Origin of the sequence: Ruegeria profundi, assembly GCF_001507545.1 — a bacterium.
Taxonomy (GTDB): Bacteria; Pseudomonadota; Alphaproteobacteria; order Rhodobacterales; family Rhodobacteraceae; genus Ruegeria; species Ruegeria profundi.
This window is the reverse complement of the sequence record NZ_LQBP01000001.1, coordinates 44,372-58,408: the sequence shown is the minus strand read 5'-3', so window position 1 is coordinate 58,408 and position 14,037 is coordinate 44,372. Positions and strand designations below refer to the sequence as shown.

General features: G+C 56.5%; 12 protein-coding genes. 2 read left to right on the top strand and 10 right to left on the bottom strand.

Features of this window, described 5'->3' with window-relative positions; all coding sequences use genetic code 11:
• Positions 1-25 precede the first annotated feature (25 nt).
• From AVO44_RS00265 to purC, 7 genes are all read right to left on the bottom strand, one after another.
• Positions 26-2,836 (bottom strand): Rne/Rng family ribonuclease, encoded by a 2,811-nt coding sequence (locus AVO44_RS00265; RefSeq protein WP_068331109.1) that lies wholly within the window; start codon positions 2,834-2,836, stop codon positions 26-28.
• Between the two features lie 510 nt (positions 2,837-3,346).
• Entirely contained in the window at positions 3,347-4,681 is a 1,335-nt protein-coding gene (locus tag AVO44_RS00260; protein WP_068331107.1) for a sigma-54-dependent transcriptional regulator, read from the bottom strand.
• A 12-nt stretch (positions 4,682-4,693) separates the two neighbouring features.
• Positions 4,694-6,472: a sensor histidine kinase gene (locus AVO44_RS00255; RefSeq protein WP_068331105.1), complete on the bottom strand. Its 1,779-nt coding sequence runs from the start codon at positions 6,470-6,472 to the stop codon at positions 4,694-4,696.
• A 36-nt stretch (positions 6,473-6,508) separates the two neighbouring features.
• The gene (purQ, locus tag AVO44_RS00250) at positions 6,509-7,177 is read right to left on the bottom strand and encodes a phosphoribosylformylglycinamidine synthase subunit PurQ (RefSeq protein ID WP_068331103.1); all 669 of its coding nucleotides are present in this window, start codon (positions 7,175-7,177) and stop codon (positions 6,509-6,511) included.
• Positions 7,178-7,200: 23 nt separating this feature from the next.
• Positions 7,201-7,431: a phosphoribosylformylglycinamidine synthase subunit PurS gene (purS, locus tag AVO44_RS00245; protein WP_068331101.1), complete on the bottom strand. Its 231-nt coding sequence runs from the start codon at positions 7,429-7,431 to the stop codon at positions 7,201-7,203.
• A gap of 115 nt (positions 7,432-7,546) precedes the next feature.
• Positions 7,547-8,209, bottom strand: a complete 663-nt coding sequence (locus tag AVO44_RS00240) for a MarC family protein (protein ID WP_068331099.1) — start codon at positions 8,207-8,209, stop codon at positions 7,547-7,549.
• Positions 8,210-8,341: 132 nt separating this feature from the next.
• Positions 8,342-9,097, bottom strand: a complete 756-nt coding sequence (purC, locus tag AVO44_RS00235) for a phosphoribosylaminoimidazolesuccinocarboxamide synthase (RefSeq protein ID WP_068331097.1) — start codon at positions 9,095-9,097, stop codon at positions 8,342-8,344.
• Between the two features lie 187 nt (positions 9,098-9,284).
• Between purC and AVO44_RS00230 the strand changes: the two genes are divergently transcribed.
• On the top strand, positions 9,285-9,602 hold the full coding sequence (locus tag AVO44_RS00230) for a DUF1476 domain-containing protein (protein ID WP_068331095.1): 318 nt from the start codon (positions 9,285-9,287) through the stop codon (positions 9,600-9,602).
• 122 nt (positions 9,603-9,724) lie between these two features.
• Positions 9,725-10,741 carry a betaine--homocysteine S-methyltransferase gene (bmt, locus tag AVO44_RS00225; RefSeq protein ID WP_068331093.1) on the top strand — a complete coding sequence of 339 codons (1,017 nt, stop codon included), beginning with the start codon at positions 9,725-9,727 and terminating at the stop codon, positions 10,739-10,741.
• 5 nt (positions 10,742-10,746) lie between these two features.
• Here the strand turns inward: bmt and AVO44_RS00220 are convergent, their stop codons facing one another.
• The 3 genes from AVO44_RS00220 to AVO44_RS00210 form a co-directional block, all read right to left on the bottom strand.
• Entirely contained in the window at positions 10,747-11,523 is a 777-nt protein-coding gene (locus AVO44_RS00220) for an enoyl-CoA hydratase-related protein (protein WP_068331091.1), read from the bottom strand.
• Between the two features lie 72 nt (positions 11,524-11,595).
• Positions 11,596-12,051, bottom strand: coding sequence for a cytochrome c-type biogenesis protein (locus AVO44_RS00215; RefSeq protein WP_068331089.1), 456 nt, complete (start codon positions 12,049-12,051; stop codon positions 11,596-11,598).
• The gene (locus AVO44_RS00210; RefSeq protein WP_068331087.1) at positions 12,048-14,012 is read right to left on the bottom strand and encodes a heme lyase CcmF/NrfE family subunit; all 1,965 of its coding nucleotides are present in this window, start codon (positions 14,010-14,012) and stop codon (positions 12,048-12,050) included. The genes AVO44_RS00215 and AVO44_RS00210 overlap by 4 nt, the downstream gene beginning before the upstream one ends.
• Between the last annotated feature and the right edge of the window lie 25 nt (positions 14,013-14,037).

Sequence of the window (14,037 nt, the reverse complement as noted above, 5' to 3'; positions counted from 1 at the left end):
GGACCCTAAAGCCCGCCTTTGTTAGTCACTGTCCCAAGGACCACCATCCGCGCCGTTTCGGTTTGGCGGGTTCGTCGGGCTGTTCGGGCTCGTCCGCAACAACTTCGAGCACCGGAGCAGACGAGTCTTCCGGCTTCGTGTTGGCCTCCGCTACTTCTACATCGTCGGTGATCGGTTCTACACCTTCGGTGACTGCGGTTTGTGTCACCTCTTCAACCTCGGTGCTGATTGACTGCACGACAGTGTCCTCAACAACTTGTGCTGGTTCAGGCTGTTCGCTTACCGCGACTTGTTCGCCTTCCTCGGTGCTACCTTCAGCACCGACTTCTGCAAGTGGTTCCGCTGCGACTTCATCAGCCTGAGGCTCAGGCGAATCCGTAGCCGGGGTTTCCTCAGAAACGTCCACCTGCTCGGAAGTTTTTTTGCGGCTGCGAGGAGCGCGGCGACGCTTCGGCTTTTCCGCTTTCTTATCCGAGTCCGTTTCTTCAACCTTGGTATCTGACGGGGCTTGTTCTGCCTTGGCATCAGATACTGCATCATCTGCAGCTTCTGTAGCGGTCTCTCCGTCCTCTACGCTGGTGTCAGGCGTATCTGATGAACCATTGTTTTTCTTCCGGCGGCGCCGACGGCGCTTGCGCTTGGGCTTGGTGTCCTCTTCGGTCTGAACCGCGTCTTCCTCGGCGGTTACGTCATCCTCCGAGTCAACCACATCCATCAACGATGCATCTACGGACACAACTGGCGCGCTTGCCTCGGGGACGACGCGGCTGGCGGTTTTGAACTTCTCCATCGAGAAATCAGGGCTGACCAAATGAATGTCGCCTTCAATCCGAACTGACATACCATAGCGTGCTTCGATTTGCGCAATGTGTTCGCGCTTTTGGTTCATCAAGAAGTTTGAAATACCGACCGGGCAGCGCACCAGAACCTCGCGTGATCGGCGACGGGTGCCTTCTTCTTCGATCTGGCGCAGGATCGACAGCGCCATGTTGTCGTCCGAGCGGATCAGCCCGGTACCGTGGCACGATGGGCATGGCTGCGTCGTAGCCTCAAGCATACCGGGGCGCAGACGCTGGCGGCTCATCTCCATCAGGCCAAAACCGGAGATTCGACCCACCTGAATGCGTGCGCGATCGGTCTTTAGCTTTTCCTTCAACCGTTTTTCGACGGCTGAGTTGTTCTTGCGCTCATCCATATCGATAAAATCGATGACGATCAGCCCCGCAAGGTCACGCAGGCGCAATTGCCGCGCCACCTCTTCCGCAGCTTCCAAGTTGGTCTTGAGCGCGGTTTCCTCGATCGAACCTTCTTTGGTCGCACGGCCCGAGTTCACATCAATCGCGACGAGCGCCTCGGTAACGCCAATTACGATATACCCACCGGATTTCAACTGTACCGTCGGATTGAACATTGCGGCCAGATAGCTTTCGACCTGATAGCGCGCGAACAATGGCAAGGCGTCTTCGTACCGTTTCACATTCTTGGCGTGGGACGGCATGATCATTTTCATGAAGTCCTTGGCGATGCGGTAACCGCCTTCGCCCTCAACCAGAACCTCGTCAATATCGCGATTATAGAGGTCGCGGATCGACCGCTTGATCAGGTCGCCTTCTTCATAAATCTTCGCCGGTGCTATGGATTGCAACGTCAATTCGCGGATTTGTTCCCACATGCGCTGCAGATATTCATAGTCACGCTTGATCTCGGATTTGGTGCGCTTGGCACCTGCTGTTCGGATGATCAGGCCGGCGCCAGTGGGTACGTCGATTTCCGCCGCGATTTCTTTCAGCTTTTTCCGATCCGGCGCGTTTGTTATCTTGCGGCTGATCCCGCCGCCCCGCGCCGTGTTGGGCATCAGAACGCAGTACCGACCGGCCAGAGACAGATAAGTCGTGAGCGCAGCGCCCTTGTTGCCACGCTCTTCTTTCACGACCTGAACCAGCAGAACCTGACGAACCTTTATGACTTCCTGGATCTTGTACCGGCGTGGTCGCGGCTTGCGCGGCGGGCGGATATCCTCGCTATCATCATCATCGGCCACCGACTCGATGCTGTCGTCCTTAGCCGCCGCGTCCGAGCGGGAGACGGTTTCAGCATCGCCATTGCCATCGGCCTCTTCGCTGGCTTCCTCGGCCGCGACATCCTCAGCCTCCGCAGCGGCGGTTTCAGACTCGTCGGGATCGTTTTGAGCCTGAACCTCCTCATCCGCGGCTTGTGGTGCAGGCTCAACCGGTGCCTCAGCTTCGTCTGCATCCACAGTTTCGACGTCAAGGTCCTCGCCCGTCGTCTCCGCCTCATCATCAGTGGGCTCTTCTACAGGCGTCTCGGCGACATAATCCATCGGTGAGGTGCCCTCGGGAACTGCCAAATCAGTACCCTCTTCACCTTCATCCAGATCAATCGTTTCCATCCCGGTCGGTTCTGCCGACACCTCGATGGTCTCGACCACGTCATCGGATTTTACGTCAGCTGCCTTGGTCCGTGATCGTGAGCGTCGCTTCTTGGGCTTGGACTCTTCTGCCTCATCCCGTGCCTTCATAGCTTCGGCATAAGCGCGCTCTTCTTCCATAAGAGCTTCGCGGTCGGCGACAGGGATCTGGTAGTAATCCGGGTGGATTTCCGAAAACGCAAGGAACCCGTGCCGATTTCCGCCGTAATCTACAAAGGCGGCCTGTAGCGAAGGTTCAACCCGAGTTACTTTTGCAAGGTAGATGTTACCTGCGAGTTGACGTTTATTTTCGGACTCAAAATCGAACTCTTCAACCTTGTTTCCGTCGACCACCACAACGCGGGTTTCCTCCGCGTGGGTGGCGTCGATAAGCATTTTTTTAGCCATGTTTCCTTGGTGCACCGCGCCAAATGCGTTGTCCTTACCCGTCCGGGGGGACAGGCGCTTTTGGGGTGGTGTCTTGTCAGGGCGATTTCGGACGGCGCGCGGCAGGGTCTGGCGCTGTGGCCCCCTGCCCGTACACTCGATCGTTGCGCGCGCGTCATCGCGGTTCTTCTCCGACAGGTGCGGTATGCCGCGACCTGCCCATTTATTCCTTTCGCCCGCGTTTGCGGGCTCAGGCGTTCAACAGCCCCACTGGGGCATAATCGGTCTGCTTTACCTCGTGGGTTTCATCACCATCCGCGACAAAGCAGCGAAACTCAAAAAAATCGGGGCTTAAGGGCATAAAAACGCCCTGCCCGTTTCGACACCATAAAGGCAGTCTTGTGGAAAAGACAATGGGCAAACTGCGCGGCAACCTCGTGGACGCCATTGCGACCCCATCCTTCGACTAATAATGTCGCGGCTACCTTAAGCGCATAAGCTGGTGCGTTGCAGAGTGCTTCACTCTTCAACTTACAGGTAGTCCGACCTTTGCAGGCTGTACTTTGCCATCTTCTCGTTCAATGTACGCCGCGGCAGGCATAGCTCTTCCATGACCGAAGCGATCGAGCCTTTGTGACGGCGCATGGTGTTATCAATCAACATCCGCTCAAACGCTTCGACATATTCCTTGAGCGGCTTACCCTCGGTTGTCATGACCGGCTGCATTTCCTCATGATCTGACATCAGCAGCGAAGCAATCGTTCCTGATCCACGTCGTGATTGCAGTACGGCGCGTTCGGCGATGTTGATCAATTGGCGCACGTTTCCTGGCCACGGAGCCTGCAGCAGCTGCGCTGCCTCCTGAGCACTCACCTGCGGTGCGTCGCAGCCATATTCTTCTGCAAATTGCTCGCTGAGGCGCGTGAACAGGGTCAGGATATCCTCTCCGCGCTGGCGGAGCGGTGGCATAGTGATGCGCAGCGCGGCGAGACGATAGAACAGGTCGGGGCGCAGCACATCTTCGCTGGTCTTTCCTGCCTCTTGAAGGTTCGAAATAGCGACGATACGCGTCTCTGCCGGCGTACCTTGATCATTCATCACACTCAGCAAACGCGCCTGAAGCGTGTCGCTGAGCGCCTCAATGTCTTCCAGTACCAAGGTACCGCCGCGCGCCTCTTCGATAGCGGGCAATTGCGCATCTTCGGGCATCATCGGCCCGAACAGCCGTTTGGAAAGCGCCTCTTCCTCAAGCGCGGCGCATGAGACCAGAACAAACTTCTTTCCGGCCCGGCTTCCCACTGCGTGCAGCGCATGCGCAACCAGCGTTTTACCCGTGCCCGTTTCACCATCAATCAGAACGTGACCATCCGCCTGACCCAAATCCAGAATATCCTCGCGCAAGCGCTCCATCACCGGGCTGGCGCCGATCAGCTTGTTCATGATCTGAGTGCCGCCAGACAGTTCACGCCGCAGCGCCCGGTTGTCCAGCGTCAGGCGACGCGCGTTGCTGGCACGTTTCGCCAATTCCGACATGCGATCGGGATTGAATGGCTTTTCAAGGAAGTCGAATGCGCCGACACGCATCGCTTCCACGGCCATCGGTACATCGCCATGCCCAGTTATCATGATAACCGGCAGAGTGCTGTCCGCGCCCATCAGCTTTTTCAGAAGTTGAATGCCATCCATACCCGGCATTTTAATGTCGGATATCACGATGCCCGGGTATTCCGGCCCCAAGACTTTCAACGCGTCTTCGGCGCTTGAAAACGTTTCGGTGTCATATCCCGACAAGGCCAGCCACTGGCTGATCGACTGGCGCATGTCCTGTTCGTCATCCACAATGGCGATTTTCATGGCTTGTGCCATAGTCAATCCTCGTTACTCAGCGGCCGCGAGGCCGTCGCTTCCCAGTATCGGCAGCTGCATTTCGAACACAGCGCCGCCTTGCTGACTGTTACGTGCAGTTAGCCGTCCGCCGTGGTCGTTCACGATACCCGACGAAATGGCAAGACCCAAACCAACCCCGTCGCCGGGTTGCTTGGTGGTGTAGAACGGCTCGAAAAGGTTCTCGATATCTTCAATTCCGTAGCCATTGTCGCGCACGGTCAGCACCGCCATGTCGCCCGCTGCCAGTATGATCTCAACATCCGGGTCCGATACAGATTTGGTGGCGTCCAGCGCATTCCGCAAGAGATTGACCATCACCTGTTCAATCCGCATCCGATCCCCCATCACTATGACAGGTTCTTCCGGCAAAATCTGCGTTATTTTGACGTGTCGCTGACGCAGCTGTGGCTCCATCATCGACAGTGACGAGGCCAGCGCTTCGCCAAGGTTTACAGGGGAAAACGCATCTGCACCCTTGCGTGCATAGGATTTAAGCTGGCGCGTAATTGCACCCATCCGCTCAATCAAGCCGTCGATACGGCCAAAGCTGGCCAGCGCCTCTTCTGGACGATTTCGGCGCAGCAACAGACGCGCTCCGGCCAGATAGGTTTTCATTGCAGCCAACGGTTGATTCAACTCGTGGCTTACAGCCGCCGACATCTCGCCCAAGGCGGCAAGTTTCGAGCTTTGCGCAAGCGTCTGCTCGGCAACTTCCAAGGTCTTTTCAACTCGCTCCCGCTCAGCAATTTCCCGCTGTAGCCGGGTGTTCAATGCGCGAAGCTCTGCCGACTCGCGCTGGAACAAAGTCATCCGGAACGTCGCCCGGCGGCTAAGCGCATAGAAGGCCAGCGCCAGAAGAATCGCAAAGCCCATTATTTCGAGCGCAAGAACGCTGTTCACCCTTTCGCGGATCGACGCGTAAGTTGTGAAAGACGTCATTTGCCATCCTCGGAACGGTATGCGCGTTTCCATTCGCATCACGGCCTCGCCTTGCAAATAGGCGTCTGGCGGCAGCGCGGCCCAGTCGGTGGTTGCACGGATGGCACGCTGAATTGCACCTTCAGGCGGCTGTCGCAACAACGCCTCGTCTTCCTTGTGGCCGCGCCACTGAGGTTCGGTCGACAAAATGATGGTGCCGGTACTGTCCGCCACCATTACCGCATCCGAAATCCCTGCCCAGGCAAGTTCGAATTTGCGCAGATCGACTTCAACAACAATAACGCCAAGGATTTCGGCATTCGCGTCGATGCGGCGGGAATAAACAAAGCTGTAGCCGCCCGATTCCTTCTCGATCACCGTGAAGATGGTTGCATTCGAACGTACTGCGTCAATGAAATAGGGCGAACTTCGATGCGCCTCGCCCAACCGGTTGCGATCCGTGGACGCGACAGAGCGTCCATCCCTGTCCAAAAGCATCAACGATGCGGCACCGATTTCTTCGACAAAGGATATCAGGCGTTGCGTCGACAGTGAAAAGTCACTGGATTGAAGCGCCGAAATCAACGTCGGATCGCGGGCGAGAAGTTGCGGCACAATCGAATTTCTACGCAGCTCGCTCAGAAGGTTACCCGAATACAGGGCCAGACGCAGTTCGGCCCGGTTACGCGTCGACTCGGTAAACCTGTCCGTCAAAAGCCGGTTCGTGATCCACACCGTTGCCACCGCAGCCACCAAAAGCGCGATAACAGCGAGGCGCAGGCGCCACCCAAGGGGTGCGCCGCGAAAAGGATTTGTTAGATTAAGCCCGCCTGAGCGTTCGTCGGAACTCATCCCCAAAAGTTACGCGGGGATTGATGTAACCTCAAGTCACGCAGGAGTAAGAACACCCGACAATGCGCGGAACAACGCCGTTCCGTCAGTCCCGCCATGACCCTCATCCGCTGCGCGTTCGGGATGCGGCATCATACCCAGAACGCGACGGTTTTCGGAAAGTATGCCAGCAATGTCGCCAACCGAGCCGTTGGGGTTCTCGGTATAGGTGAAAGCGATCCTGTCCTGATCACGAAGTGAGGACAATGTTCCGTCATCTGCGAAATAGTTTCCATCATGGTGAGCAATCGGAATGCCCAACACGTCGCCAGCATTGTAGCCTTGGGTAAAGGCACTGTCGCTGGTTTCAACCTTCAGACCTACTGTCTTGCAGATGTACTTCAAACCTGCATTGCGCAAAAGTGCACCGGGCAGGATACCGGTCTCGGTCAGGATCTGGAATCCGTTACAGATACCTACGGCATAACCACCCCGATCGGTGTGTTCGACAACCGCCTTGCAGATCGGAGATTGCGCGGCAATCGCGCCGCAACGCAGATAGTCACCGTAAGAAAACCCGCCAGGGACCCCCACGATATCAATGCCCTGCGGCAGCGCGGCATCCTTGTGCCAAACCATATCAACCTCAAAGCCCGCCTGTTCAAAAGCGACGGCAAGGTCCCGGTCACAGTTAGAGCCTGGGAAAACGATGACAGCAGCGCGCATTGCGGAGCCTCCGGGTAAAGGGATCAGACCAGTTCGATCTCGTAACGCTCGATGACCGTGTTGGCCAATAGTTTTTCGCACATCTCGGTGATGTCAGCCTCGGTCGAGCCGTCGGCCAGCTCAAGATCAATCACCTTGCCTTGGCGCACGCCTTCGACCTGATCAAAACCCATTGCGCCCAATGCATGCCGCACGGCCTCACCCTGCGGATCGAGGACCCCGTTCTTCAGCATCACATGCACCCGTGCTTTCATTCCTGCAACTCCAGCTAAGGGCCAAGGATTCAGGCCCGTTCCGTTGCGCGGGGATAACGTGCCAAGCGTCATTCGACAACCCTCGTCCTTGCATTGATCGTACTGGTTTTTGAACTCAGTTCCCGCCCGTAAGCCCAGGATATCGCGTATCGATGGCATTAAAGGTACCAGTCAGCACCATTTCAACGGCGACAGCGACAAGGATGATCGCCATTACGCGGGTGATTACATTGATCATGGTCGGACCCAGAAACCGAGAAATCGGGTCCGCGAACAACAAACCCGCTCCGACAATCGCGCAGGCTATGAGCACTGCCGAACCCAGGGTCACAATCTCGGCCCCGTCTGAAAGCGTATGCGCAAAAACAATAGTCGTAGCGATGGTTCCCGGACCAATCGTCAAAGGAATCGCCAACGGCACCACGGCGATATTACTCTTCTTGTTATGGCCATGCTCTGCAGCTTTCTGATCCCCTTTCGGCGGATCAGACGCGTTCAACATGGTCATCCCTACCCCAAGAATGATCAGCCCCCCGGCGATGCGGAACGAGGGGATGTCGATCCCAAAAATCGCCAGAATCTCTTCACCGACCAGAACCGATATCAAAGCAACGGTCACGACGGTCCCGGTTACGATCAAAGCAACGCGCTTACGTTCGGTGGCCGAGTATCCTTTGGTCATGCTCAGGAAAATCGGAATACCGTATAGCGGATTAAAAATCGCCAGTAGCGCCGCAAGAAATTTCAGAAAAACCGCCTGATCAAACAATTCGGCCATGTTGGAACTGCCGTAAGTTGCACCTGTCCTGACAATGCGAAGGTCCAACCGCCCTGTCAAACCACAAGGGCAAAAGAAACGGGCGCCGTTTGCAGAAAACAGCGCCCCAAGCAATTTGCGGTTGTTTATGGTCTAGTTGATCAGCGTCGGCTTTGAGACATTGCTTTTCGGCAAAACACCCAGACGCCGCGCGACCTCGGAATAGGCGTCCGTCAGACTCCCCAAGTCGCGGCGAAACACGTCCTTGTCGAGTTTTTGACCAGTTTCGATATCCCACAGGCGGCAACTGTCCGGGCTGATCTCATCCGCGACGACCAAACGCTGATAGTCACCTTCATAAACGCGGCCAATTTCAATCTTGAAGTCGACCAAACGGATGCCAACTGAGTACATCACGCCGCTCATGAAATCATTCACACGCAATGCAAGGCTCAGGATATCATCCATATCCTGCTGGCTGGCCCAACCAAACGCCGCGATATGCTCTTCTGAGACCAGCGGGTCGCCGAGAGCATCGTCTTTGTAGCAGTATTCCACAATCGGGCGTGGAAGCTGCGTACCCTCGTCGACGCCCAGACGTTTAGACATCGAACCAGCGGCATAGTTCCGCACGATTACTTCCAGAGGCACGATTTCGCAGCTACGCACCAATTGTTCGCGCATGTTCAGGCGACGAATGAAGTGTGTTGGTACACCGATCTGGGCCAGACCGGTCATAAAGAACTCGCTCAGACGATTGTTCAGAACACCCTTGCCATCAATCACGTCTTTTTTCTCGGCGTTGAACGCAGTGGCGTCATCTTTGAAATACTGCACGATGGTCCCGGGTTCGGGACCCTCATACAGAATCTTGGCCTTACCTTCATAGATTTTCTTGCGACGCGCCATTAGCGACCCTTCCAGTCTGTCGAGAGGGAATGACTCCCTCCGCTTTGGCGTTCTCATAGTGCAAGCCCCCCTTTCCCGCAAGTTTACTGATCCAAGGGGCTTTGATGCAGCGCAAATCACTTGCGAACAGCTTGTCGTATGGTCATATCATCACCAAACAAGTTGTAACCCAAGAGGTCCCCTACCAATGACCACGTTTGACGAACGCGAAAACGCCTTTGAAGCCAAGTATGCGCATGACGAAGAGATGCAGTTCAAGGCGCAGGCCCGCTGCAACAAACTGCTTGGCCTGTGGGCCGCGGAAAAACTGGGTAAATCCGGTGATGATGCGGCAGAATACGCCAGGACGGTCGTCATTGCGGATTTTGAAGAGGCCGGCCACGAAGACGTGGTGCGCAAGGTCGCGGGTGATCTTGGGTCTTTGTCCTCGGCTGATGAAATCCGTGCCAAGATGGCTGAGCTTCTACCCGTCGCCAAATCCCAGGTCTTAAGCGAGACAGAATAAAGGCTTAACACCGACCTCATGATCTTCATGAGATTTATGAATTTGATTTGACGCCCCGGTCATGAGACACGGGGCGTCTCTTCTTTTGACAGGCCATTTGCGCCTTTTTTCGGAATACCCCAATGACAAATGCACTCAGCCAGCTTCTTGCGACTAACGATGTCATTCTCGCAGATGGGGCCACGGGCACCAATCTGTTCAATGTGGGGCTGCAGTCGGGTGACGCGCCTGAACTGTGGAATGTGGATTCGCCAGACAAAATTCGGGCGCTGTATCAGGGTTGGGTTGATGCGGGCAGTGATTTGTTCCTGACCAACACGTTTGGAGGAACGGCTGCACGTCTTAAGCTACATGACGCACAGAACCGGGTGGCCGAATTAAACCGCATCGGGGCGGAACTTGGTCGGGAAATTGCTGACAAAGCAGGTCGCACTATCGTTGTTGCTGGTTCGGTCGGGCCTACAGGTGAAATCATGGAGCCGGTCGGAAGCCTGTCGCACGCGGATGCGGTTGAGATGTTCCACGAACAGGCCGAAGCGCTAAAAGAAGGTGGTGCAGACGTTCTGTGGGTCGAAACCATCAGCGCGCCCGAGGAATTCCGTGCTGCGACCGAGGCGTTTGCGATGGCCGATATGCCGTGGTGCGGAACGATGAGTTTTGACACCGCTGGCCGTACAATGATGGGCGTAACTTCAGCAGATCTGGCCAATTTGGTCGAAACACTTCCGAACAAACCTCTGGCCTTCGGCGCGAATTGCGGCACGGGCTCATCTGACATCATGCGGACGGTTTTGGGCTTTGTGGCTCAGGGAACGGACCTGCCGTTAATTTCAAAAGGAAACGCAGGCATTCCAAAATATGTGGATGGTAGCATTCAGTATGACGGTACACCCGACCTGATGGCGCAATACGCCGTGATGGCACGCGATGCCGGGGCGACTATTATCGGCGGGTGCTGCGGAACGATGCCCGCGCACATGCGCAAAATGCGCGAGGCGCTTGATAGCACTCCACGCGGGTCCAGACCAACTTTGGATCAGATATCCGATGCATTGGGGCCGTTTACATCCGCCTCTGACGGTACAGGTGACAGCGCTGCCGCGCCCGAGCGACGCTCACGCCGCCGCCGCCGCGCGTAATCAGTTCAACGCCCTTCGAATTTCGGGGGGCGTTTCTCCATAAATGCCACGACACCTTCGGCGAAGTCCCGGCTGCGCCCGCATTCGCCCTGCAAATTCGCCTCTAACGCCAATTGCTGAGGCAGAGTTTTTTCATAGGTTCCGCGAATGGCCTTTTTAATCGCTCCAAATCCGGCTGTCGGACCGTTCGCGAGATACGCCGCACGCTTGCGCCAATGGGCGTCGAATTCAGCGTCAGGCACTGCCTCCCAGATCAGACCCCATTGATCCGCCTCACGCGCGCTGATTTTGTCGGCAAACAAGGCCGCGCCCATGGCTTTGGCAAACCCCATCTGGCGCGGCATGAACCAAGTGCCGCCTGCGTCGGGCAACAGTCCAATCCGAGCAAACGCCTGCAAGAAATAGGCGCTTTCGGTTGCGATCACCACATCGGCGCACAGCGCAAGGTTTGCGCCTGCCCCCGCCGCAGCCCCGTTCACGGCCGCGATTGTCGGCACCGGACAGTTGTAGATCGCTTCCAACATGGGTTCGTATTCATCACGCAGCGTGCGCTCCAGATCCACTTTGCCGGTGCTGGACGCGTCGCCGAGATCCTGCCCCGAGCAAAACGCCCCACCTGCCCCGGTCAGAACAATCGCGCGCGCGTTCCGCGCGGCGTAGATCATGGCGTGTGTAACCTCGGCGCGCATTTGCACCGTCATCGCGTTCATCTTGTCGGGGCGGTTCAGGGTAACAACCGCCAAATCATCCGTGATATCCAGCAGGATCGTTTCGTAGTCCATGTACCCCTCACCAAATCTGAGCTTTGGCGAACCTTGACCCAATTAGACAAGAAGGAAAAGATGAACCCTGGGTCAGTCTTTAAGAATTTGGCGCAAACGCTCTTTCTCGGCCTCACTGAGGGTATCTTTCTCACCCTCAGCCTGCACTTGTGAGCGTTTTCGTAGAAAGCTCCAACCCATAACTGCCGCGATCAGCAGCATGGTCGGTCCGGCCAGCCAAAGCATCAGGTTCGAGCCTGTGACAGTTGGCTTAAGCAGTACGTACTCGCCATAACGATCCACTATGAAGGCAATTGCCTCTTCATCCGTGTCCCCGGCAACCAAACGTTCACGGACCAATAGGCGCAGATCGCGGGCCAAGTCTGCATTGCTTTCATCAATGCTTTCGTTACGGCAGACAAGGCAGCGCAAGCCGGTGCTAAGGTCGCGCGCCCTTTCTTCCAATACGGGATCATCCAGTACCTCGTCCGGCTGCACCGCGAACAATGGCGAAGCAATCAGCGACAGGACTAAGACCAGACGCTTCATTCTGCGGGCACCCCGCGCGCTGGCGTCTTGCGCGCCCCGGCTGCGACGCGGAAACGTCGATCCGACAAGCTCAGCAATCCACCCAGGGACATCAGGATACATCCGGCCCAAATCCAATTGGCAAAGGGCTTGATATAGGTTCGAACAACCCACCCTCCATTCGCTTGCTGATCACCAATCACCACATAGAGATCACGCAGGAACCGATAATCGATGGCAGCTTCGGTCGTGGGCATCTGCGCCACGGGGTAATCACGCTTTTCGGGATGCAGCGTACCAATGCTCCGTCCATCTTTTTCGACCAGCACGTCTGCTGTTGTAGAAAAATAGTTTGGCCCCTGTACACGCCGGACGTTTTCCAGGGTCAGAGTAAATTGGCCAACCTCGAACGGCTGACCAGGCTGGGCGACGCGAATATCCTCGACCTCCCACGCAGTCAGGCCAGCGATGGCGAACATGGTCACTCCGAGGCCAGTATGCGCCACAGCTTTGCCCCAGTCCGCACCGGGCAGACGGAAAAGGCGCTTCAGACTTCCGTTGCGGCCGGTTCGGCTCCACAAATCGAAGGCCGCCCCCATCGTGATCCAGGCACCAAGGAACAGACCCACCGGCCCCAGCGCGCTGCGGCCTGTCTGCATCGCCCAAACCAGCAACGCCAGCGCAAGGGCCAGAATGAAGACATAGCGGAAGGAATATGCTGTTTTCCCAAGCTTGCCACGTTTCCACGGCAGCATCGCACCCACTGGCAGCACTATTCCCAAAGCGACCATGAACGGGGTAAAGGCCGCGTTAAAGAACGGAGGACCAACCGATAGCTTCCGGTCAAAGGCCATTTCGGCAACCATCGGCCACATCGTTCCGACAAAGACGACAAAACAGCTAACGGCCAGCAGGATGTTGTTCAGCACCAGTGCGCTTTCACGGCTGAACATGCCGAAAACGCCCTTTGCCTCCATCGTCTGCGCACGGGCAGCGAACAACGTCAGCGCTCCTCCCATGAAGAACACAAGGATAAGCAGTATAAAGACGCCGCGTTCGGGATCGTTTGCGAATGCATGGACCGAGGTTAGCAAACCTGAACGCACGATGAACGTACCGATCAGCGAGAACCCAAATGCGATGATCGCCAACAGGATGGTCCAGCTTTTCAGTGCCTCTCGCTTTTCCACAACAATCGCTGAATGCAACAAGGCGGCTGCCAACAGCCACGGCATAAAGGATGCGTTTTCAACCGGGTCCCAGAACCAGAACCCGCCCCAGCCCAGCTCGTAATATGCCCACCAAGACCCAAGCGCGATACCGATTGTCAAGAACACCCAGGCCGCGAGCGTCCACGGGCGCACCCACCGGCCCCAAGCCGCGTCAACGCGGCCCTCAATCAATGCGGCCACGGCAAAGCTGAACGCCATGCTCAGGCCAACATAGCCCAAATACAGAAATGGCGGATGGAAGGCCAAGCCGGGGTCCTGCAACAGCGGGTTCAAATCGCGACCGTCAAAAGGCGCAACAACCAGCCGGTCAAACGGGTTAGAAGTGAACAGGATGAAGGCAAAGAACGCAACTGCGATCGAGGCCTGCACCGCCAGAACTCGCGCTTTCAAGGTCGGCGGCAGACCACCTCCGAAAAACGCGGCCATCGCGCCGAACAGGGCCACGATAAGCACCCACAGCAACATGGACCCTTCATGGTTTCCCCAAGTTCCGCTGATCTTGTACAGCATCGGTTTGGCCGAATGGCTATTCTCGACCACGATCCTTAATGAAAAGTCCGAGTTCACAAAGGCCCAGACCAGTGCAGCGAATGAGAAAGCAACTAACGAGAATTGGATAATCGCCGCGGACTCGGCGAAACTCATCCAGCTGGGCCATCTTTTGGCGGCACCTATCAGCGGAACCACCGTCTGCACGATGGCAACCAAAAAAGCGAGGATCAGGGCGAAATGGCCAAGTTCTGTAAACATGGCCAAATGTATAATTCGGTTGGGC

Bases quoted from the DNA above. Each gene is read 5' to 3' on its own strand.
- AVO44_RS00265 (WP_068331109.1), bottom strand. From the start codon at position 2,836: ATGGCTAAAAAAATGCTTATCGACGCCACCCACGCGGAGGAAACCCGC.
- AVO44_RS00260 (WP_068331107.1), bottom strand. From the start codon at position 4,681: ATGGCACAAGCCATGAAAATCGCCATTGTGGATGACGAACAGGACATG.
- AVO44_RS00255 (WP_068331105.1), bottom strand. From the start codon at position 6,472: ATGAGTTCCGACGAACGCTCAGGCGGGCTTAATCTAACAAATCCTTTT.
- purQ (WP_068331103.1), bottom strand. From the start codon at position 7,177: ATGCGCGCTGCTGTCATCGTTTTCCCAGGCTCTAACTGTGACCGGGAC.
- purS (WP_068331101.1), bottom strand. From the start codon at position 7,431: ATGAAAGCACGGGTGCATGTGATGCTGAAGAACGGGGTCCTCGATCCG.
- AVO44_RS00240 (WP_068331099.1), bottom strand. From the start codon at position 8,209: ATGGCCGAATTGTTTGATCAGGCGGTTTTTCTGAAATTTCTTGCGGCG.
- purC (WP_068331097.1), bottom strand. From the start codon at position 9,097: ATGGCGCGTCGCAAGAAAATCTATGAAGGTAAGGCCAAGATTCTGTAT.
- AVO44_RS00230 (WP_068331095.1), top strand. From the start codon at position 9,285: ATGACCACGTTTGACGAACGCGAAAACGCCTTTGAAGCCAAGTATGCG.
- bmt (WP_068331093.1), top strand. From the start codon at position 9,725: ATGACAAATGCACTCAGCCAGCTTCTTGCGACTAACGATGTCATTCTC.
- AVO44_RS00220 (WP_068331091.1), bottom strand. From the start codon at position 11,523: ATGGACTACGAAACGATCCTGCTGGATATCACGGATGATTTGGCGGTT.
- AVO44_RS00215 (WP_068331089.1), bottom strand. From the start codon at position 12,051: ATGAAGCGTCTGGTCTTAGTCCTGTCGCTGATTGCTTCGCCATTGTTC.
- AVO44_RS00210 (WP_068331087.1), bottom strand. From the start codon at position 14,012: ATGTTTACAGAACTTGGCCATTTCGCCCTGATCCTCGCTTTTTTGGTT.